Raw genomic sequence first — 19,169 nt, forward strand, 5'->3', positions numbered from 1 at the left:
AGGTGTATAAGAGACAGGTGGTGAGGATGTCTCTGGCGAGGGCGAGGTCGCCGTCCAGCTCGGCCGGGAAGTTCGCCGGGTCTCCCCTGCCACCCAGCAGGAAGCAGAACTTGACCACGTCCGCGCTGATGTGGGCGTCCGGTTCGCCGGGCTCGGCATCCTCCACGCCCAGGGGAAGCAGCCACTCTCCCCCGCCCGGGCCCGTCAGCGTCAGGCGGAGCGTGCGGCCGGCGCCGTTCAGGCCCGACAGGAGCATCGTCCAGGGCAGCAGGCGGGCGCAGAGGTCCGCGGTCGGCCGGATGTGCTCCGGGATGGGGTCTGGGAGGCGGAGCCGGGCCGTCTTGGCGGCGTCGTCGGTGTGAACCCACGTCTCCAGGCCTCTGGCCAGGATGTGGTCGCTCACCGGGACCTCCATTCCGTCCAGGGTGGCCTGCGTGGTGGCGGGCAGGCCCGCCAGGTGGCGGCAGAGCGCGTCGGCCTGGGCTCGCCAGTCCCGTCGCGTCTGCTCGGGGCTGCGGGCCCGCTCGTAAGCCTGCACGTCGTTCGTACGTCCGAGCGAGTCGGCCGCCCCGATGGGCGGGCCGAGGACCGGTGCGCCCACGGAGGCGGCGAGGAGGCCGTCCTTGGCGGCCAGGTGGGCGACGAGCTCCTGCAGCGTCCAGCCCTCGACGATGACCCGTGACCAGTCGTCGTCCACGGCGGAGGCCAGCAGCGCGTCCATCGCGGCCACGCGGCCGGCGTACGGCTGCGCCCAGGCCGCGGTGGGAGCCGCGGGCCTGCGCCGCGCCCGGGCCCCGGCAAGGAGCTGGGGCCGCAACGAGCCGGCCGGCACCGCCGGGTCCTCCATCATCGCGTCCAGGTAGAGACGCTCGACGGGGTCCATCACACCTCTTCCTCCGCCAGCGCGTCCGCCAGCCTCCTCAGGGCCAGCCGGATGCGCGATTTGGCCGTGCCCTCGGGCACGCCCAGTTCCTCGCCGACCTGCCGATACGTTCTGCCCCCGAAGTAGGCTAACTCGACCGCCTCCCTAAGGCTGTCGGGTAATGACGTCACCGCCTGCCGCACCCGCTCGGCCTCGTCGGCGGCGAGCACGGTGTCCTCCAGCCTGGCGGGTTCGCGCTCGAACAGCCGGGGCCCCAGCGCCGACACGCGCCGCCGTTCCTCGGCGCGCACGTGGTCGACCGCCCGCCGGTGCGCGATCGTGGCGAGCCAGGCGCGCAGCGTGCCGCGGTCCGGGTCGTAGGCCAGCGGCCGCTCCCAAAAGACCAGGAACACCTCTTGTGTGATGTCCTCAGCGATCACCCGGTCCCTGGTGACCCGCAGGGAGAGACCGAAGATCAGCGAGGAGAGCCGATCGTAGACCTCACCCAGCGCGGACTCATCGCCGCCGACCACCCGCTGATGCAGCAGCCGGTCGTCGTACGGTGCCTCCACTGGCACCACACTCCCGTTTTATCCGGACCAAGGCGGCAGGTGCGCCGCGACCCGAGCATGTCATTATTCGCCGGAAAAGTAGAGCCGGATGACAGGCCGGGGGGACTTTGTCAGCGTGCGATCGCGGGCGCGATAGGGTCGGAAATCCAACCACGGAGGGAGCACAAAGCCATGGCCACCACCCGCACCGCCACCACCCAGTGGAAGGGCGCCCTGCTCGACGGTTCGGGCACCGTTTCGCTCGACAGCTCGGGCGTCGGCACGTTCGAGGTCTCCTGGCCCTCCAGGGCCGAGGCGGCGAACGGCAAGACGTCGCCGGAGGAGCTCATCGCGGCCGCCCACTCCTCCTGCTTCTCGATGGCGCTCTCGCATGGGCTGGCCGGCGCCGGCACGCCGCCGGAGTCACTGCAGACCAGCGCCGACGTGACGTTCCAGCCGGGTGAGGGCATCACCGGCATCGTGATCACGGTGAAGGGACAGGTCCCGGGCATCTCGGCCGAGCAGTTCCAGGAGGCCGCCGAGACCGCCAAGGCGAACTGCCCGGTCAGCAAGGCCCTGACCGGCACCACGATCAGCCTCAAGGCCGAGCTCCTCTAACGCTCCGATGCCCTCGACGGCGTCCCCTCCGGCGCTCACGTCCTTGCGGCCGCCCACGACACCGTGGGCGGTCCCGGCGTGGTGCCGTCTGCGGTCGGCGGCTGTTCCGCCCTGGTTGATGGCTGCTCGCCACCGTGAGTCTGCCCTGGTCGTGGGGGCATCGGCTCATTGAGAGACCAAGAGCGCCATCCCGTGCGACAATTAGGCCACATGCGCGAGGTCTGGCCGGGCGAGCCCTATCCACTCGGCGGCACCTGGGATGGCGTTGGCACCGGCTTTGCGGTGTTCTCCGAGGTCGCCGAGCGGGTTGAGCTGTGCCTTTTTCACGATGACGGCTCCGAAGAGCGCGTCGACCTGTCCGAGGTCGACGGCTTCGTCTGGCATGGCTACCTACCGGGGATCCAGCCGGGACAGCGGTACGGCTACCGCGTCCACGGCCCCTACGAGCCGTCGCAAGGGCACCGGTGCAACCCGGCCAAGCTGCTGCTCGACCCCTACGCCAAGGCGATCGACGGCGAGCTGACCTGGAACCAGGCGCTGTTCCCCTATTACTTCACCGACCCCACCAGGCGCAACACCGAGGACAGCGCGCCCTACATGCCGAAGAACGTGGTCATCAACCCGTTCTTCGAGTGGGGCAACGACCGGCCCCCGCGCATCCCCTATCACCAGACCGTGATCTACGAGGCCCACGTGCGCGGGCTCACCATGCGGCACCCGGACGTGCCGCCCGACCTGCGGGGCACGTACGCGGCCGTGGGGCATCCGGCGATCATCGATCACCTGCTGTCGCTGGGGGTGACGGCGGTCGAGCTGATGCCGGTCCACCACTACGTGCCCGAGCACTTCCTGGTGGCGCGCGGGCTGACGAACTACTGGGGCTACAACACCATGGCCTACCTGGCGCCCCACGGCCGCTACTCCAGCGCGGGCACGCGGGGGGAGCAGGTGCTGGAGTTCAAGGCCATGGTGCGGGCGCTGCACGAGGCCGGCATCGAGGTCATCCTCGACGTGGTCTACAACCACACCGCCGAGGGCGACCACATGGGGCCCACGCTGGGGTTCAGGGGGATCGACAACGCGGCCTACTACCGGCTGCACGACGGCGACCGGCGCTACTACCTCGACTACACCGGATGTGGCAACTCGCTCAACGTGCGCTCGCCGCACGCGCTGCAGCTGATCATGGACTCGCTGCGCTACTGGGTGCTGGAGATGCACGTCGACGGGTTCCGGTTCGATCTGGCGTCGGCGCTGGCGCGGGAGCTGCACGACGTCGACCGGCTGAGCGCGTTCTTCGACCTGATCCAGCAGGATCCGGTGATCTCCCAGGTCAAGCTGATAGCCGAGCCGTGGGACGTCGGTCCAGGCGGGTACCAGGTCGGAAATTTCCCGCCGTTGTGGACGGAGTGGAACGGCAAATATCGGGACATCGTGCGAGATTTCTGGAGGGGTACGCATTCCGCCCTCCCCGAGTTCGCCTCCCGCCTGACCGGCTCCGCCGACCTCTACGAGTCCTCGGGCCGCCGCCCGGTCGCCTCGATCAACTTCGTGACCTGCCACGACGGGTTCACGCTCAACGACCTGGTGTCGTACGACCACAAGCACAACGAGGCCAACGGCGAGGACAACCGCGACGGCACCAACGACAACCGCTCCTGGAACAGCGGCGCCGAGGGCCCGGTCGAGGACCCCGAGATCGTCACGCTCCGCCGCCGCCAGCGCCGCAACTTCCTGGCCACGCTGTTCCTGTCGCAGGGCGTGCCGATGCTGTCGCACGGCGACGAGCTCGGCCGCACCCAGCGCGGCAACAACAACGCCTACTGCCAGGACAACGAGCTGGCCTGGGTGGACTGGTCGATGCTGCGCACCGAGCCCGACCTGCTGCAGTTCGTGCGCGCGGTGGCGAAGCTGCGCCGCGAGCACCCGGTCTTCCAGCGCCGCCGCTTCTTCCACGGCCGCCACCCCGACAACGGCGCGCGCGACCTGGTCTGGCTCACGCCGGGCGGGACGGAGATGACGGCGGGCGACTGGCACATCGGCTACGCCAAGTCGCTGATGGTCTACCTCAACGGCGAGGCGATCACCGAGCCGGGGCCGCGGGGCGAGCAGATCGTGGACGACTCGTTCCTGCTGCTGATCAACGCCCACCACGAGAACATGCCGTTCACGCTGCCCGGCGAGGAGTTCGGCACCGGGTGGCTGCCCGTGCTGGACACCAGCCACGACACGGTGGAAGACGCGTTCGCCGACGAGGGGTGGCACGCGGGCGACCTGGTGGCCGTCACGGCGCGCTCGCTCCAGGTGCTCCGCCAGCCCCGCCAGGCCAAGTCACCGTGAGTCGGTGATCAGAAGACGCTGGCGGCCAGGAACACCAGCACGAACGTCGTCACCCCGGCCAGCCCGTGCAGCGTCACCGCGAGCACCGGGAACCCGGACCCGCTCTTCTCGTGCCGTCCCGCCCCGAGCCACCGCGTGAACATCGCGAACCCCAGTAACGCAGCCATCGCCAGCCCGCCGAAGGCCAGCCAGGCCAGCGCCCGGCTCCCCGTGATCAGCCCGGCCGCCCAGCACACCAGCGCCGACACCGCCAGGGCCGGATGGGAGAAGATCAGCGCCGCCGGGAAGCGGGTGACCTTGGCCCGGCGCAGGCCGCCTCCCGAGAGCCAGAGACAGAGCAGGTACACCCCGGCAAGTGTGGCTATCGTCCACGTCGCGGCGGTGACCAGACCCACGGGGCCTCCCTGTCAGTCCCATCCCCTGTCGTCACGTTAAGCAGAAAGTCGCCCCTATGTCTTGAGATATGCACTATCTGCCGCAGCGGCATCATCAAGGCGTGCGGGACGGGTTGTCGGTCCGGTGTGCCAAGGTAGAGGAGTGCGGCGCATCTATCCCGACATACAGGACAACCCAGACATCGTGCAGGCGTACGCGTACCCGGATGGCCGGCCGTGGCTGCGGCTCAACATGGTCGCGAGCACCGACGGCGCCGCCTGGCTGAAGGGCCGCTCCGGCGGGCTGTCGAGCAGCGGCGACAAGCGGATCTTCCAGGTCCTGCGGGGGCTGGCCGATGTCGTCGTCGCGGGCGCCGCGACCGTGCGCAAGGAGGGCTACGGCCCGGTCAAGCCGCGTGACTCGTGGACGGAGATCCGCACGGGCCGTCCCGAGGTGCCGCCCATCGCGGTCATCTCGCGCAGCCTCGGCTTCGATCTCGACGACGAGCTGTTCACCGCCGCCACCAGCCAGACGATCGTGATCACCTGCGAGTCCGCGCCCCACGAGCGGCGCAGGGAGCTGGCCAGGCACGCCGACGTCATCGTGGCCGGCGAGGACACCGTCGACATGCCCCTGGCCGTGGCGCAGCTGCACGAGCGCGGACTGACCAGGATCCTGTGCGAGGGCGGGCCCCGGGTCAACGCCCAGCTCTCGGCCTGCGGCCTGGTCGACGAGCTGTGCCTGTCGATCAGCCCGATGATGGTCGGGGGCGGCGCGGCGCGCATCCAGAACGGCGTGCCCGCGCAGGTCAGACTGGATCTCAGCCAGGTGCTGGAAGAGGAGGGGGTCCTCTTCTGCAGGTACACGAGGGAGCGAGCCCATGACGGAGCCGACTGAAGTCACCGAGCCCACCGGAGCGACCGGGGCGGTTGAAGAGCCGGAGCCGGTGCCCAACCTGCCGGTGCGCCCGCCCGTGCCGCCCATGCTGGCCAAGCCGGTCAAGGCCATGCCGAAGCAGGACGGCACGCTGTTCTACGAGCCGAAGTGGGACGGGTTCCGGTGCATCGTGTTCCGCGACGGCGATGAGGTCTACCTGGGCAGCCGCAACGAGCGGCCGTTCACGCGCTATTTCCCCGAGCTGGTCGAGGCGGTCCGGGCCGAGCTGCCGGACAGGTGCGTGGTGGACGGCGAGATCGTGCTGCCGCAGGGCTCACAGCTCGACTTCGACGCTCTGCAGCAGCGCATCCATCCGGCCAAGTCGCGGGTGAAGATGCTCTCGGAGCGGACGCCGGCCCAGTTCATCGCGTTCGACCTGCTGGCGCTGGGCGACGAGGCGCTGATGGAGGCTCCGTTCTCGGAGCGCCGGGCCCGGCTCGAGGGCATCTTCCCCGAAAAGGGCGGGTCCATCCGGCTGACCCCCGTCACGACCAGCGACGAGCAGGCGCGCGAGTGGTTCGAGACGTTCGAGGGCGCCGGGCTCGACGGGATCATCGTCAAGCCCGGCGACCAGCCCTACGTCCCGGACAAGCGCACCATGTTCAAGGTCAAGCACGAGCGGACGGCCGACGTCGTGGTGTGCGGCTACCGCGAGCACAAGTCGGGCCCCATCGTCGGGTCGCTGCTGCTGGGCCTCTACGGCGACGACGGCAGGCTGCACCACGTGGGGGTGGCGGCCTCGTTCCCGATGGCGCGCAGGGCCGAGCTGGTGGAGGAGCTCAGGCCGCTCATCGCCGAGCTGGGCGAGCACCCCTGGGGGCACTGGGCCGAACAGGCGACGGCGAACATCGGGCAGCCGGCCGCCGGGCCCGCGACGGGCGGGCAGCGGGTGCCGGGCGCGGTGTCGCGGTGGAACGCCAAGAAGGACCTGTCGTTCATCCCGCTGCGGCCGGAGCGGGTGATGGAGGTGGCCTACGACCAGATGGAGGGCGACCGGTTCCGGCACACCGCGCATTTCCGGCGCTGGCGGCCGGACCGCACGCCGGAGTCGTGCACGTACGAACAGCTCGAGCGTCCAATCAGTTACAACCTCGACGACATCCTTGCCCGGTAAGCGAATATCCCGTTATATCTCGATATATGAGCACCGGGGATGAGTTAAAAGCAGCCGTGTCCGCCCGCCGCGATCTCGGCCCTGATTTCGAGGACGCCATCGTAGAGTCGTTCCTCGACAAAATGGGCAAGGAAGTCGACCGGCGGGTGGACGAGCGCCTGGCCAAGGCGGCCCCGAGGTCGGTGGCCCACCAGGGGCCGAGCGACGCGCAGCGGCTCGCCCTGGCGATCGTGTCGCTCAGTCTCGGCACCCTCACCACCATCTTGTTCGTCCTGGTGGGCGACGGCCGTGCGGGCTACGTGGTCCCGATCTGGGTCGCGATCATCATCGTCAACGTGTTGTTCAACAACAACCGGGGCAAGAGCGGCTAGACCAGCCAGATGAGACCCGCGAAGCGGCCGCCCGGCTGCTCGCGGCGGTGGGAGTAGAGCTCGTCCGACTCGATCGTGCAGCGCGCGTCATGGCGTACGTCCGCCAGCCCCGCCGCCCTGAGCTGGGCCTCGATGCCGGCCCGCAGGTCGAGCGCGGGCGTCTGCCACGACGTCGTCGACCAGGCCTCCGGTACCCGGGAGGCCACCTGCTCGCGCAGCTCGGCGGGCACCTCGTAGCAGCGGCCGCACGCGCCCGGCCCCACCAGCGCGACCATCCGGCCGGGGTCCGCGCCCTTGGCGGCCATGGCCGCCATCAAGGCGGTGGCGATGCCCGCCTCGGTGCCGGGGCGGCCGGAGTGAGCGGCGCCGGCCATGCGGGCCACCGGGTCGGCCACCAGCACCGCAGGGCAGTCGGCCCCGAGGGAGGCCAGCGCCAGCCCCGGCTCGGTGGTGAACACGCCGTCGAGCGCCGGCGAGGCGTCGCCGAACGGCTCGCTCACGTACGCGACGTCGGCACTGTGGACCTGGCGCATGTAGACGACGGCCCGCACGCCCAGCTCGGCCGCCAGGCCCGCGCGATTGGCCCGCACGGCCGCCGGGTCGTCGCCGACCATGCCGCCGAGGTTGCGCGAGGCGTAGGGCGGGGCGCTGACGCCTCCGTGCCGGTCGGTGATGGCGACGTGCACTCCCGGGGCCAGCTGCATGCCTAGATCTTAGAGTGCTGGTGGAGCGAACGGCTGCCACCTACCGACGAGGAGACGCCCCGATGACCAGCCTTGCCGACCTGCACGCCCTGATGGCCCGCCTCGGACACCCGGTGGTCCAGCAGGCCGCCCCTTCCGGGTACGGCTTCGCGGACGGGGCCCCGTACCGCTATGAGATCCCCAGCGTGGAGGGGCCCGCCGTGCTGGAGGCGGTGATGGCAGAGTCCGACCGGCTCGGGGTGCCGATCGCCAGGACGTCGCAGGGCAGCGGCGTGATGATGCTGACGGACGCGGAGATCTCCGACATGGCGCGGCTCGGAGCCGAGCGCGGCATCGAGGTCAACCTGTTCCTCGGGCCGCGGGCCGCCTGGGACACCGGTGGGCAGGCCAAGCTCACGCAGGCCGTGGGGGCGGCCGCGCGGGGGAACGCGATGGTGGCGGCGTGCGTGGCGGACGCCCTGCGGGCCTGCTCGCTGGGCATCCGCAGCCTGCTCGTGGGCGATCTGGGCACGCTGGAGGTGCTGCGAAGGCTGAAGGAGGACGGCACGCTGCCGGCGAACCTGGTGCTGAAGACGTCCGTGCTGATGCCGCTCACCAACGGCCCCACCGCCGCGGTCCTCGAGCGGCTGGGCGCCACCACGCTCAACGTCGGCACCGACCTGACCGTGCCGCACCTGGCCGAGATCCGGGCCGCGACCCGGCTGCCGATCGACCTCTATCTGGAGGTACCGGATGACCAGGGTGGGTTCGTCCGGTTCTACGAGGCGGTGGAGATCGTCCGGGCCGCCTCGCCCGTCTACCTGAAGATGGGGCTGCGCAACGCGCCCAATATCTACCCGTCCGGCCACCACCTCGGCGTGGTGCCGCGCGAGCTGGGACGCGAGCGGGTGCGCCGGGCCGCCCTGGTGCAGCGGCTGATCAAGCAGCTCGACCCCGAGCTGGCCGAGCTGCCCGCGCACCGAGCTCCGTCGCGCCCGTCCGACCTCGGCGTACCCGAGATCTAGGCGTGCAGGCGGTGGACCGTCAGCGGGCCGCCGCCCCAGCGGCCGACCGCCTCCTCGTCGGCGAAGGCCAGGACGCGCATCATGTTGCCGCCGTCGCTGAGGTCAACGTTGCGGCGCAGCCGCGCGGCCAGCTCGGCGGGCAGGAGGGTGGTGCCGGCCTCGACGGTGTCGCCGTAGTGAGGGGCGAAGGCGACGCCGGCGAAGCCCGTACGGCCGAGCAGCGTGCGCACGGTCTCCGAGGAGTAGAACATCAGATGGTTCTTGGTGAAGCCGCTCCACGCCGACCCGTACGCCTTGAGCAGCAGCGACCGGGCGTTGACGGTCAGGATGAGCAGCACCCCGCCGGGCGCCAGCAGGCGGCGGAACTTCGCGAAGTCCTCCAGCGGCCTGGGCAGGTGCGCGAGCACCGACCAGAGCGTGATCACGTCGAACCCGCCCTCGGCGATCTCCGGCACGTCCTCGGGGGCCCCGAAGTAGGTCCGCGCGCTGGTCAGCCGCTCGTTGGCCTGTTCGACAGACTCCGGCGACAGGTCGACCCCGAACGCGTCGAACCCGCGCCGCTCGGCCAGCTCCAGGAACAACCCGACGCCGGAGCCGAAGTCCAGCAGCCGCCGCTCCTTGCCCTCGTCGAACACCGGCGAGAACGCCTTCATGGTCAGGTCGTAGCGGCGCTGCCGGTTGGCGGCGTACTTGCCCGACAGGAAGTTGCTGTAGCCGGTGGCGTAGAGGTCGCCGAGGCGTTCGGGAAGGACGTTCGGGTTCCGGTAGAGGAAGCCGCAGGAGGGGCACCGTACGACGTGGTAGCGCCAGCCGTTCCCGCCGGTCGGCTCGAACAGCGGCTGCTGGCGGGGCTCCCCGCACATCATGCAGCTGAGGAACTCCTCGATCTCGCCCAGCGGCCTGAGCCGCTTGTACTCCTCGAGCGGCATGACCGGCGCGCGCCTGATCAGCCGCTTCCACTGCGCCTCGCGGATCAGCCGCTCGCCTGGCCTCACATAGACCCGCTGGCCCCAGGGAACGCGGTCGTAACGGGAGCCGTACGCGAGACGGCCCAATAGACGTCGATATGCCATAGCCACCACCCTGCGAAGCGTTTTGCCCCGGGCCTGGATGACTATGCGCCCCGTTCGCGCGCTTTACGTGATCTTGGGCTTTACATGCTCCCCGGGCGACCGGCCGTATGGCCTGCTCTAGCAAGCAAGCATATGCTTGGGCTCGTGTCTGATTATCGCAATCTCATCGGCGGCGATCTGGTCGCCGCGGCCCGGACCATGGACTCGATAGACCCGGCCACGGGCGAGGTGTGGACGCGGATCCCGGCGAGCGGCCCCGCCGAGGCCGAGGCGGCCGTGGCGGCGGCCCGCGCGGCGTTCCCCGCCTGGTCGGCGCTGCCCGCCCTGGCCAGGGCGCACTACCTGCGCAAGGTGTCGGAGGTCTTCGGCCGGCACGCCGAGGAGCTGGCCAGGCTGGAGACGCGCGACAACGGCCGGATCCTGCGGGACACGCTGAAGAAGGACCTGCCGGGGATGGCGTTCCTGTGGCAGCTGGCCGCCGGGCAGTGCCTGGAGGCGGTCAAGGGGGAGACCGTCATTCTCGGGCCGGACGCGCTCGGGCTGACGCGGCGGGAGCCGTACGGCGTGGTGGTGTGCATCATCCCGTGGAACTCCCCCATCTCGACCTTCTCCGCGAAGGCGGCGTACGCGCTGGCCGCCGGGAACACGGTGATCGTCAAACCGGCCGAGCAGGCGAGCGCGTCGGTGCTGCGGCTGGGCGAGCTGCTGGCCGGGGTGTTCCCGCCCGGGGTGCTGAACATCGTCAGCGGCCTGGGCGAGGAGGCCGGGGACGCCCTCGTACGGCACCGCGACGTCGGCAAGATCAGCCTCACCGGCTCGACGGCGACCGGCCAGGCGATCACCCGGGCGTCGGCGGACGCGCTGAAGCCGATGACGTTCGAGCTGGGCGGAAAGTCGCCCAATATCGTCTTTCCCGATGCTGACCTGGACGCGGCCGCGCAGGGCGTCACCTTGAACTCCATCTACACCGGCAACGCCGGGCAGGTGTGCGTGGCCGGCTCCCGCATCCTCATCCACCGCTCGATCTGGGACGACCTGCTGGGCCGGATCAAGGACATCTGCGCGGGCCTGGTCCTCGACAACCCGCAGGACCTGGGGACGACGATGGGGCCGATCGTGTCGGCCGGGCAGTACGAGCGCGTGACGTCGTACCTGGAGCTGGCCGAGAAGGAGGGCGCCAAGCTGGTCCTCGGCGGCCGGACCGGCGCCGACGTGGTGCCCCGGCTGCCGGGCGGCTACTGGGTCGCGCCCACCCTCTACATGACGGAGGACAACTCGCTGCGCGTCTGCCAGGAGGAGATCTTCGGGCCGGTGGCGGTGGCGCTGCCGTTCTCGACGGACGAGGAGGCGCTGGAGATCGCCAACGATTCGCCCTACGGGCTGGCGGCCGGCGTCTGGACCCGTGACCTGGGCCGCGCGCACCGTTTCGTCCGCGATCTGCAGAGCGGCACGGTGTGGGTGAACACGTTCCGCCAGATGCCGCCGGGGCTGCCGTTCGGGGGCGTCAAGGACAGCGGCTACGGCCACGATTCGGTGCTCGAGTTCACCCGCGAAAAGGCGGCCATTATCCAGATCTAGTTGGATAGATTTACGCCTCATGAGCGAGGGGATCAAGGACCACCCTGGGCTGTCCGAGGTAGCCGCCCAGTCACGGGCGTCGGTGCTGCGCAGCCGCGCGGAATCGTACATCGCCCTGTCGAGACACGACGCCGCGATCGCGGATCTGACGGAGTCGATCGCGCTGGTGCCGGACAACGCCCGCGCGTGGCGGCTGCGCGGCGAGAGCCACCGGATCGTCGAACGGTACGAGGCCGCGCTGGAGGACTTCGACGAGGCGTTGAAGCTGGAGCCGGACAGTGCGTACGCCCTGGGTTCGAGAGGCCAGACGTACGCCGCGATAGGGCGCTTGGAGGACGCCATGGCGGACTTCGACCACGCCCTCACCCTCTCCCCCGACTCCCTGTGGATCCTGGAGGCGAAAGCGGACGCGCTGGTGGACCTGGACCGCCTCGACGAGGCGTTGGACGAGCACGCGAAGATCATCGCCCTGAACGGCGAGCTGCCCTATTCCTGGGTGGCGCGCGGCGACCTGTACCAGCGCATGAACCTGTACGCCGAGGCGATGCACGACTACACGAAGGCCCTGGACGTGGATCCCGAGCACGTGCGGGCCCTCAGCCGGCGGGGCGAGGCCCTGCGCATGATGGACCGGTACGAGGAGGCGCTCGCGGACCTGAACCGCGCCCTGGAGCTGGACCCGGAGAACGACCGGGCACTGGGCAGCAGGGGGGCGGTGCTGAGCGAGCTGGGCGACAATGAGGCGGCGCTGAACGATTTGGACCGGGCGATCGAGCTGGACCCCGAATACATTTGGGCGTATCGCGTACGGGGCGAGATCTTCCAGGAATTGGAACGCCACGAGGAGGCGGTGGCCGACTTCACCCAGGCCTTGCACCTGGAATTCGACGACTAAGCCGCCTCCGGAGGAAATGTCGAACATTTCATAGGTATCGGACCATTTTGCGGTGCCAGCGCAATTTCCCGGCCGCGAAGTTCGGCGTTGAGCGAGACAAGCCGACCGGCGACACGATAGAACATCACCGGAGCTCCTGGTTGTGACGGGCGTGGTTGTGGTGGCCCACCCGCCTGCCAGGAGCTCCTTTCATCCGCCTATTTGGCGTTCGCGCGGAGCCAGTCCAAGCCCTCCTTGGAAGAGCGCAGGACCGAGATGTGCCCGTCGTCCGAGGACAGCCGCAGCTCGGCTCGAGGGCAGTGGCGGGCCAGCCACTCGCCGTGCGGGCTCGGCACGACCCGATCCCGGCCGCCGTGCATGAGCAGCACCGGTGCGGTCACCTGGGCGGGGTCGCAGCCCCACGGGGCGACGTATGCGAGGTCGTCGTCTATCAGCCCGCCGGACCCACCCTCCAGGGCCGGGCCGACGACGCTGCCGAACCAGGACCACTCGCCGTCGAACGCCGCGTGATCCGCCGGGGTGAACATCTCCGGGTCGTACTCGGCCGACGCCTCGTGCCGCTCCTTCGCCTCGCGTCCCGCCACGGCGGCGCGCAGGGACGCCTCGCCGGAAGGCGACATGCCCGCGAACCAGTCGAGCCCCTCCGCGCCGTACGGGGCCAGGCCGGACACGCTCACCGCGGCCAGCACGCGATCCGGCAGCAGGGCGGCGCAGGCCAGGGCGTGTGAGCCGCCACCGGAGTGGCCCATGACGGCGAACCGGCCGATGCCCAGGGCGTCGGCGACGTGACCGGCGTACGTGGCCGCCGAGGCCAGGTCGCGGCCGGGGACGGAGGCCGAGCCGCCGTAGCCGGGGCGGTCGTACGACACCCAGCGGATGCCGAGGCGGTCGGAGGCCGGGAACAGGGGCACCGGGGGCGAGCCGATGTTGGGCGTGCCGTGATGCCAGAAGACCACCAGCCTGTCGGTGGCGCCGTCCGTGCCTGTGTCGTAGACGTGCAGCGTAGGGCCGCCGGGAAGCTCCAGATCAAGCTCTTTCACCACGCGACGAGCCTAACGACCATGAACTGGGCATACCAGCCCGGCCGGCTCCGGGACGGGGATGATCACCGGAGTACGACCTCGCCCGGACCGTTGAAGGGCGCCAACGACCGCACCGTCTTGGGCGTCCGCAGTGCCTCGTTCTCGGCGAACAGCTTCCGCGCCGCGTCAAAGGGAACGTCGTCGCACGCCACCAGCGAGACCTGGTCGTAGAGGTCATAGATCGCGTCCGTCATCTCCCTCTCGCCGCCCGCTCCCGTCCCCCAGACGTCCCACAGCAGCGTCTCCACCTTGTTCAGCGCCGCGAGGTCGATCCGCATGTCGTGCGCCACGAACCACTCCCCGTACAGCGGCCCCTCCTCCGGGGGGTGGAGTCCGAAGGTCTCCGGGTCCGCCTCGCCCGCTCGGATGGCCCGCCACGCCTTGCCCGCGACCAGGAAGCGGTCGCGCGGCACGTCCATCGGGTCGAAGTCCACCTTCCAGGTGCCGATGACCACCGAGTCGGCCAGTTGCGGATCGGCGAGCAGCCAGCCCCGGTCGTTGTCCCAATACTCGGTCACCACATGGTCGGCGTGGAAGCCGTCCGAGCCGAAGTAGTCGGCGAAGCCGCACCGCAGGCGCGCGGGAACGCCCGCGTGGCGCAGGAACGAACAGTGCAGCAGCGCGAAGTCGCGGCACACGCCGACGAAGCGGTCACCGACCTCCCGCCGCCGCGTCAACGGCGCATCGTTCCGCCCGATGATGGTGCGCAAGATGTCGTCGAGGTAGCGCGTCTCGGCATCGTTGTGCAGGCGGTCGCGCGGAATGGCATACCGGAACGGCTCGCCTTCCAGGCGGTGGATCATCAGGTCACGTGCTGTCCGGGCCAGGTGAGCTGGATCAGCCGGAAGCTCTGCGTAGAGCGGAGCGAGCCCATTGGGGTCGGAGAAGGCGCTCTGCGCGGTGTAGAAGGCGGCGGCGTCCGGTGCGAGGCGGGCAAATGACATGACTGAACCCCCGGAGTTATCGGCCACCTGTTCAATCGCCGGGCCGGTGGTCCCTTACCGTGTCAAAATCTCTCCGAAATTGTCCAGCTGTCCCGTGCCAACGACTGAACTCCGGGCGGGCGGCCAGGTCGAGCCTGCTGCTCGACGCGTATGAGGCGCCGACGCGGGACGCGTGATCAGCGGCGGATGAGGCGGTGCGGGGCGAGCTCACAGGTTTCGCCCCGTTCCAGACAGACCACCCTGTCGGACAGGCCGGCCTGCTCGATGTGGTGGCGGAAGTCGTCCAGCGGCGAGCTGAAGACGGTGTAGTCGTCGTAGTGCACCGGCACGACCGTGCGGGGGTTGATCAGGTCCACCCACGCGGCGCCCTGCTCGCCGTCCATCGTGACCAGCAGGGAACCCAGCAGCCTGGTCCCGCCCAAGTGGACGATGGCCAGGTCGATCTCGGGGAAGCGGCGCGGGATCGCGTCCAGGTGGCGGTCGAGCACGGTGTCGCCGCTGATGTGCAGGCGCAGCTCCACCCGCTCCTCCCGGTTGCAGAACTCCAGCATCGTGCCGATCACCGGCGGCAGCAGCACCTCGACAGGGCCCGGCGCGTGCCTGGCGGGCAGAGCGGTGATCGTGACGCTGCCGCCGGCGCCGCGCAGCTCGTGCTGCTGCAATTCCTCCAGTCCCACGCTGCCGCGGAAGCCGCGGCGGTGCAGCCGGCGGGCCGCCGTGGTGGTGGTGATGATCGGCGTGTCCCTGTCCAGCCCCCGGCGGGTGACCCGGTCCCAGTGGTCGCCGTGCAGGTGGGACAGCACCACGGCGTCCAGCGGGGGCAGATCCTCGATCTCCATGGCGGGGTCGGTGAGGCGGCGCGAGCTGAGGCCATAGCCCAGGTACGCGCGCTGGCCCCGGTGCAGGAAGTTGGGATCCGTCAGCAGCGTGAATCCGTTGTACTGGATCAGCGTGGTGGCGTTGCCGATGAACTGCAGGCTTCCCCTCACCGTGTGCTCACCCCGGATGCTGCGGCCGCTGTTCGGGCGGCACGCCGCCGCCCTTCCCGCCGCCTTTGCGGCCCTTGTCGGTTCCGTGCGGGTGGGCGGCGCGCTTGGTCGCTTCCTTGGTCTCGCGTACGGCGTCGGCGGACTTGGAACCGGTGAGCGCCTTGCCCGATCTGCGAAGTTCAGGCTGTTGTGGATTACTCATGGCATTTGTCCCCCTTGAATCACCCCTGCCGCGACGGCCGGAGGTTAAACCCTCTGTATCGGCCTGTTTCACTTCGGTCACATTACTTGACGCTCGGTCCAATAGTTCGCAAGGCTCTCTGGTGCAACGGGGGCGACAACCGACGGAATCGGGAGCCTTCCATGGCAAGAGCACGACGTCTCGCGGCCGCTGGCGCGGTGACGGCCTTCGTGGTCGGCGGAGTGAGCCTGGCGGTGGGCATCGGCACCGCCTCAGCCTCCGCCGAGTCCGGGCCTCAGGTGCCGGGCGCGGTGTCCACGTGTCTCCTTCCGCTGCCGGTCCTCTGCGACGAATCAGGCGACGACTCCTGGTCGGGAGGGCAGACGCCAGGCGACACCTGGTCGAGCGCGCCCGTACCCGACGATTCCTGGTCGAGCGCGCCCGCACCGGAGGACTCCTGGCCCTCCCGTCCCGGTCCTGAGGTTTCGGAGGACCCGTGGCGGCCCGCGGGCGAGGACGAGCACAAGGTCCCGAAGGGGCACCCGGAGACCGGCGGAGGCGGGCTGGCGGAGGACGGCCCGGCGTGGCCGTTCGCGCTGGGCGGGGCCGCCCTGCTGACCGGGGCCGGACTGGCCGGGTTCGCGGCACGGCGCCGCCCGCGTATGGCGACCGAGCCGCCGAACGGAGTGAGGCCATGAATCATGAATAAGGACATCGCCTAGAGTGGCCGGGCCGCCGGGACACAGGCCGGCACGGGAGCCGCTCGCCGGCCGGACGTCTGGGCAGTGGCTGGTGCTGGCCCTGGCGGGTGTCGTGACGGTGGCCGGGGTGTCGCTGATCGGGTTCGGGCTGAGCGGGATCGTGGGTGGCGAGCCTGAGGCGGAGCCGGTCGCGACCGTACGGCAGGAGCCCGGGGCGGGGCCGATCACCGGCGTGCCGCTCACCAAGGTGGCCAAGCCCATGAAGGCCGCCCGGCCCACGGCCGTCTACATCCCGTCCGTCGGCGTGTCCGCCCCGCTGATGGAGCTGGGCCTGGACGCACGGGGCGGCATCCAGAACCCGCCGCTCGACTCCCCGAACCTCGCCGGCTGGTACCGCTACGGCCCCGTCCCCGGCCAGCGCGGCGCCGCCGTGATCACCGGGCATCTCGACACCAGAAGCGGCCCCGCCGTCTTCGCCCGCCTCAAGGACGTCAAGCGCGGCGACCAGGTCCAGGTGCTGCGCGCCGACCGCTCCGTGGCCGTCTTCGTCGTCGACAAGGTCGAGCACACGCCGAAGACGCGCTTCCCGGCCAAGAAGGTGTACGGCAAGCTCGCCTATCCGGGGCTGCGGCTGGTGACCTGCGGCGGGGCGTTCGACCGGCAGGCGCACAGCTACCGGGAGAACACGATCGTGTACGCGCACCTGGCGGCCCCGTACTATCCCGAGAGCTGATCACGGGTCGCGCGGCAGGCCCAGCGCACGCTCGGCGATGATGTTGAGCTGCACCTCCGTGGTGCCGCCGCCGATCGTGAACGCGCGGGTGGTGAGGATCATGCGGTTCCAATGGCGGTTCGCCGGGGCCAGGGACCAGCAGAACTCCGAGATCGCCTGCGTGTGCCGCATGCCGAGCAGCTTGCGGACGCTGGAGGCGGCGCCGGGGTCGGTGCCGGACAGCTTCGAGAGCGTCACGCGCAGGCCGAGCGCCGAGATGGCCTGGCCCTCCGCCCACAGGCGGCCCGCCTGCTCGCGCTGCGACTGCCGCAGCGGGGGCAGCCGCTCGATGAGCTCGACCATGTCGGTGTGCTGCGAGCCGGGGCCCCAGGAGTCGCCGAGCGCGACGCGTTCGTGGGACAGCGTGTCGCGGGCGACCCGCCAGCCCTCGTTGACTCCGCCGACGACCAGGCCGTCCGGTACGAAGACGTCGTCGAGGAACACCTCGTTGAAGATCTCGTCGCCGTTGATCTCCTTGAGCGGCCTGACGGTGACGCCAGGGGACGACATGTCCACCAGGAAGTACGAAATGCCGTCATGCTTTGATTTTTCGGGAGAAGTCCGGGCGAGGCAGATGCCCCAATGCGCGTACTGCGCGAGGGACGTCCAGATCTTCTGCCCGCTGAGCGACCACCCGCCCTCCACCTTCGTCGCCTTCGTGGACAGCCCGGCCAGGTCGGAGCCCGCGCCCGGCTCGCTGAACAACTGGCACCACACGATCTCCCCGGTGAACGTCCTCGGCAGGAAGCGTTCCTGCTGCTCGCGGGTGCCGTACGTGACGATGGACGGGACCGCCCAGGCCGCGATGCCGAGGTTCGGCCGCTTGAGGTCGCGGAACTCCTGGTGAATGATCACCTGTTCGAGCGGCGAGGCGCCCCTGCCCCACGGTCTGGGCAGGTACGGCATGATCCAGCCCTCGTTCGCGAACCTGGCCGGCCTGGCCGCCGGCTCCTCGGCCCGCAGCGACTCCGACTCCGCCCTGATCGCGTCCCTGACGGCGGCGGCCTCCTCCGGCAGGTCCGGCTCCATCGCGCGCCGCGTGCCCGCCACCGCCAGCCCGGCCGCCTCCTCGGCCCACGGGCCCGGGTCGCCGGCCAGCATGCGGTCGGACAGGGCCCGGCGGTAGTAGCGGTGGGCGTCGTGCTCGAAGGTGTAGCCGATGCCGCCGAGCACCTGAATCGCGTCCGCCGCACACCGAACCGCGGCATCGGACCCGAGCACCGCCGCCACCGCCACGGCCAGCCGCGTCTCGCCGGGGAGGGTCCTGCCGCCCTCGGCGGTGGGCGCGCCGGTGTCGGCGGGGGGCGTGCCGGTGGCGTCCATGGCTCTGGCGGCGTCCCACACGGCGGCGCGGGCCTGCTCCAGTGCCACCAGCGCGGCGGCGACCCGGTGCTTGACGCCCTGGAACTGCCCGATCGGGCGCCCGAACTGCTCGCGCACCTTGGCATGGTCGGCCGCCGTCGTGACGGCCCACGCCGCGACGCCGCACGCGTCGGCCCCGAGCAGCACCGCGGCGAGCTCCCGTACCGGCGGGTTGGCGAGCACCCGGTCGGCGGGCGGGGTCCGCCGGGGCGTCACGGAGCAGAGCGCCCGGTCGAGATCGACACCCTCGGCGGGATCCGCGGTGACGTCGTCGCGATCCAGCACCGCCCACGCGCCGCCGCCGACCGGCAGAAGGAAGAGATCGGCGTCAGGCGACCCCAGGGCGAGGGTCGCGGCACCCGTCTCGGCGGCGACCACGGCGCCCGTCGAGCCGTTGGCGGGAAGCGCGACGGCCGCGGTCATCGAGCCGTCGGCGAGTGCGGCGACCAGCTCCTCGTGGCGGCCGCCGAAGCGGGCGAGCACCGCCGACGCCAGGACGGTCGGCAGGTAAGGACCGGGGACGCGCCGCTCACCCAGCACCTCCAACGCGACGCACAACTCCAGGAGCCCGTACCCCTGCCCGCCCCACTCCTCCGCCAGATGCAGCCCCAGCAACCCCTGCCCGGCCAAGGCCGCGTGATCGACGGTCCGCTCCGCCAGCCCCCGTACGGAGGCGGCCAGCGCCAGATGTTCCTCGGTCAGCCCGATGCCCATGCG

General features: G+C 70.6%; 20 protein-coding genes. 10 read left to right on the forward strand and 10 right to left on the reverse strand.

Annotation, left to right across the window (positions count from 1 at the left end; all coding sequences use genetic code 11):
- Together EJK15_RS45605 and EJK15_RS45610 are read right to left on the reverse strand one after the other, a co-directional pair.
- Window positions 1–883: maleylpyruvate isomerase family mycothiol-dependent enzyme (locus tag EJK15_RS45605; RefSeq protein ID WP_138716705.1), on the reverse strand; the 883-nt coding region annotated here is incomplete at its 3' end.
- On the reverse strand, window positions 883–1,440 hold the full coding sequence (locus EJK15_RS45610) for a sigma-70 family RNA polymerase sigma factor (protein ID WP_206061506.1): 558 nt from the start codon (window positions 1,438–1,440) through the stop codon (window positions 883–885). The genes EJK15_RS45605 and EJK15_RS45610, both read right to left, overlap by 1 nt.
- 165 nt (window positions 1,441–1,605) lie before the next feature.
- On the opposite strand from EJK15_RS45610, the gene EJK15_RS45615 reads away from it, so the two are divergent.
- Both EJK15_RS45615 and glgX read left to right on the forward strand, forming a co-directional pair.
- Entirely contained in the window at window positions 1,606–2,031 is a 426-nt protein-coding gene (locus EJK15_RS45615; protein WP_138716707.1) for an OsmC family protein, read from the forward strand.
- Window positions 2,032–2,241: 210 nt separating this feature from the next.
- Window positions 2,242–4,371 (forward strand): glycogen debranching protein GlgX, encoded by a 2,130-nt coding sequence (glgX, locus tag EJK15_RS45620; RefSeq protein ID WP_138716708.1) that lies wholly within the window; start codon window positions 2,242–2,244, stop codon window positions 4,369–4,371.
- A gap of 8 nt (window positions 4,372–4,379) precedes the next feature.
- Here the strand turns inward: glgX and EJK15_RS45625 are convergent, their stop codons facing one another.
- On the reverse strand, window positions 4,380–4,766 hold the full coding sequence (locus EJK15_RS45625; RefSeq protein ID WP_138716709.1) for a hypothetical protein: 387 nt from the start codon (window positions 4,764–4,766) through the stop codon (window positions 4,380–4,382).
- Window positions 4,767–4,908: 142 nt separating this feature from the next.
- Between EJK15_RS45625 and EJK15_RS45630 the strand changes: the two genes are divergently transcribed.
- Genes EJK15_RS45630 through EJK15_RS45640 form a run of 3 tightly spaced genes read left to right on the forward strand, consistent with a single transcriptional unit; the run spans window position 4,909 to window position 7,167 of the window.
- Complete coding sequence (locus tag EJK15_RS45630) at window positions 4,909–5,643, forward strand: pyrimidine reductase family protein (RefSeq protein ID WP_138716710.1); 735 nt, start codon at window positions 4,909–4,911, stop codon at window positions 5,641–5,643.
- Complete coding sequence (locus tag EJK15_RS45635) at window positions 5,627–6,796, forward strand: ATP-dependent DNA ligase (RefSeq protein WP_138716711.1); 1,170 nt, start codon at window positions 5,627–5,629, stop codon at window positions 6,794–6,796. The genes EJK15_RS45630 and EJK15_RS45635 overlap by 17 nt, the downstream gene beginning before the upstream one ends.
- A 26-nt stretch (window positions 6,797–6,822) precedes the next feature.
- Window positions 6,823–7,167, forward strand: a complete 345-nt coding sequence (locus EJK15_RS45640) for a hypothetical protein (protein WP_138716712.1) — start codon at window positions 6,823–6,825, stop codon at window positions 7,165–7,167.
- Here the strand turns inward: EJK15_RS45640 and pgeF are convergent.
- The gene (gene pgeF, locus EJK15_RS45645) at window positions 7,164–7,871 is read right to left on the reverse strand and encodes a peptidoglycan editing factor PgeF (RefSeq protein WP_171074912.1); all 708 of its coding nucleotides are present in this window, start codon (window positions 7,869–7,871) and stop codon (window positions 7,164–7,166) included. The genes EJK15_RS45640 and pgeF overlap by 4 nt on opposite strands.
- A gap of 62 nt (window positions 7,872–7,933) precedes the next feature.
- Between pgeF and EJK15_RS45650 the strand changes: the two genes are divergently transcribed.
- Entirely contained in the window at window positions 7,934–8,875 is a 942-nt protein-coding gene (locus tag EJK15_RS45650) for a U32 family peptidase (RefSeq protein WP_206061507.1), read from the forward strand.
- On the opposite strand, the gene EJK15_RS45655 is transcribed toward EJK15_RS45650, so the two are convergent.
- Window positions 8,872–9,948 carry a class I SAM-dependent methyltransferase gene (locus tag EJK15_RS45655; RefSeq protein ID WP_138716713.1) on the reverse strand — a complete coding sequence of 359 codons (1,077 nt, stop codon included), beginning with the start codon at window positions 9,946–9,948 and terminating at the stop codon, window positions 8,872–8,874. The two genes, EJK15_RS45650 and EJK15_RS45655, sit on opposite strands and share 4 nt — an antisense overlap.
- 144 nt (window positions 9,949–10,092) lie before the next feature.
- Here EJK15_RS45655 and EJK15_RS45660 point away from each other — a divergent pair, with 144 nt between their 5' ends.
- Both EJK15_RS45660 and EJK15_RS45665 read left to right on the forward strand, forming a co-directional pair.
- Window positions 10,093–11,526 carry an aldehyde dehydrogenase family protein gene (locus EJK15_RS45660; protein WP_138716714.1) on the forward strand — a complete coding sequence of 478 codons (1,434 nt, stop codon included), beginning with the start codon at window positions 10,093–10,095 and terminating at the stop codon, window positions 11,524–11,526.
- A gap of 19 nt (window positions 11,527–11,545) precedes the next feature.
- Window positions 11,546–12,421, forward strand: coding sequence for a tetratricopeptide repeat protein (locus tag EJK15_RS45665; protein ID WP_138716715.1), 876 nt, complete (start codon window positions 11,546–11,548; stop codon window positions 12,419–12,421).
- Between the two features lie 197 nt (window positions 12,422–12,618).
- On the opposite strand, the gene EJK15_RS45670 is transcribed toward EJK15_RS45665, so the two are convergent.
- The 4 genes from EJK15_RS45670 to EJK15_RS45685 form a co-directional block, all read right to left on the reverse strand.
- Window positions 12,619–13,464, reverse strand: a complete 846-nt coding sequence (locus tag EJK15_RS45670; RefSeq protein WP_240777636.1) for an alpha/beta fold hydrolase — start codon at window positions 13,462–13,464, stop codon at window positions 12,619–12,621.
- Between the two features lie 62 nt (window positions 13,465–13,526).
- Complete coding sequence (locus EJK15_RS45675; RefSeq protein WP_138716716.1) at window positions 13,527–14,447, reverse strand: transglutaminase-like domain-containing protein; 921 nt, start codon at window positions 14,445–14,447, stop codon at window positions 13,527–13,529.
- Window positions 14,448–14,623: 176 nt separating this feature from the next.
- Window positions 14,624–15,436 (reverse strand): MBL fold metallo-hydrolase, encoded by an 813-nt coding sequence (locus tag EJK15_RS45680; protein ID WP_138716717.1) that lies wholly within the window; start codon window positions 15,434–15,436, stop codon window positions 14,624–14,626.
- A 7-nt stretch (window positions 15,437–15,443) separates the two neighbouring features.
- Window positions 15,444–15,638: a hypothetical protein gene (locus EJK15_RS45685; RefSeq protein WP_138716718.1), complete on the reverse strand. Its 195-nt coding sequence runs from the start codon at window positions 15,636–15,638 to the stop codon at window positions 15,444–15,446.
- 161 nt (window positions 15,639–15,799) lie between these two features.
- On the opposite strand from EJK15_RS45685, the gene EJK15_RS45690 reads away from it, so the two are divergent.
- A complete protein-coding gene (locus tag EJK15_RS45690) occupies window positions 15,800–16,315 on the forward strand; it encodes a hypothetical protein (RefSeq protein ID WP_138716719.1) in 516 nt (171 codons plus the stop codon).
- A gap of 25 nt (window positions 16,316–16,340) precedes the next feature.
- A complete protein-coding gene (locus EJK15_RS45695) occupies window positions 16,341–17,051 on the forward strand; it encodes a class F sortase (protein WP_138716720.1) in 711 nt (236 codons plus the stop codon).
- On the opposite strand, the gene EJK15_RS45700 is transcribed toward EJK15_RS45695, so the two are convergent.
- The gene (locus EJK15_RS45700) at window positions 17,052–19,166 is read right to left on the reverse strand and encodes an acyl-CoA dehydrogenase family protein (protein ID WP_138716721.1); all 2,115 of its coding nucleotides are present in this window, start codon (window positions 19,164–19,166) and stop codon (window positions 17,052–17,054) included.
- Window positions 19,167–19,169: the final 3 nt, after the last annotated feature.

Origin of the sequence: Nonomuraea basaltis, from assembly GCF_005893125.1 — a bacterium.
Taxonomy (GTDB): domain Bacteria; phylum Actinomycetota; class Actinomycetes; order Streptosporangiales; family Streptosporangiaceae; genus Nonomuraea; species Nonomuraea basaltis.

What these genes read in the sequence shown, in the direction of transcription:
- EJK15_RS45615 (WP_138716707.1), top strand. Translation starts at nt 1,606, where the DNA reads ATGGCCACCACCCGCACCGCCACCACCCAGTGGAAGGGCGCCCTGCTC.
- glgX (WP_138716708.1), top strand. Translation starts at nt 2,242, where the DNA reads ATGCGCGAGGTCTGGCCGGGCGAGCCCTATCCACTCGGCGGCACCTGG.
- EJK15_RS45635 (WP_138716711.1), top strand. Translation starts at nt 5,627, where the DNA reads ATGACGGAGCCGACTGAAGTCACCGAGCCCACCGGAGCGACCGGGGCG.
- EJK15_RS45640 (WP_138716712.1), top strand. Translation starts at nt 6,823, where the DNA reads ATGAGCACCGGGGATGAGTTAAAAGCAGCCGTGTCCGCCCGCCGCGAT.
- pgeF (WP_171074912.1), bottom strand. Translation starts at nt 7,871, where the DNA reads ATGCAGCTGGCCCCGGGAGTGCACGTCGCCATCACCGACCGGCACGGA.
- EJK15_RS45650 (WP_206061507.1), top strand. Translation starts at nt 7,934, where the DNA reads ATGACCAGCCTTGCCGACCTGCACGCCCTGATGGCCCGCCTCGGACAC.
- EJK15_RS45655 (WP_138716713.1), bottom strand. Translation starts at nt 9,948, where the DNA reads ATGGCATATCGACGTCTATTGGGCCGTCTCGCGTACGGCTCCCGTTAC.
- EJK15_RS45665 (WP_138716715.1), top strand. Translation starts at nt 11,546, where the DNA reads ATGAGCGAGGGGATCAAGGACCACCCTGGGCTGTCCGAGGTAGCCGCC.
- EJK15_RS45675 (WP_138716716.1), bottom strand. Translation starts at nt 14,447, where the DNA reads ATGTCATTTGCCCGCCTCGCACCGGACGCCGCCGCCTTCTACACCGCG.
- EJK15_RS45685 (WP_138716718.1), bottom strand. Translation starts at nt 15,638, where the DNA reads ATGAGTAATCCACAACAGCCTGAACTTCGCAGATCGGGCAAGGCGCTC.
- EJK15_RS45690 (WP_138716719.1), top strand. Translation starts at nt 15,800, where the DNA reads ATGGCAAGAGCACGACGTCTCGCGGCCGCTGGCGCGGTGACGGCCTTC.
- EJK15_RS45700 (WP_138716721.1), bottom strand. Translation starts at nt 19,166, where the DNA reads ATGGGCATCGGGCTGACCGAGGAACATCTGGCGCTGGCCGCCTCCGTA.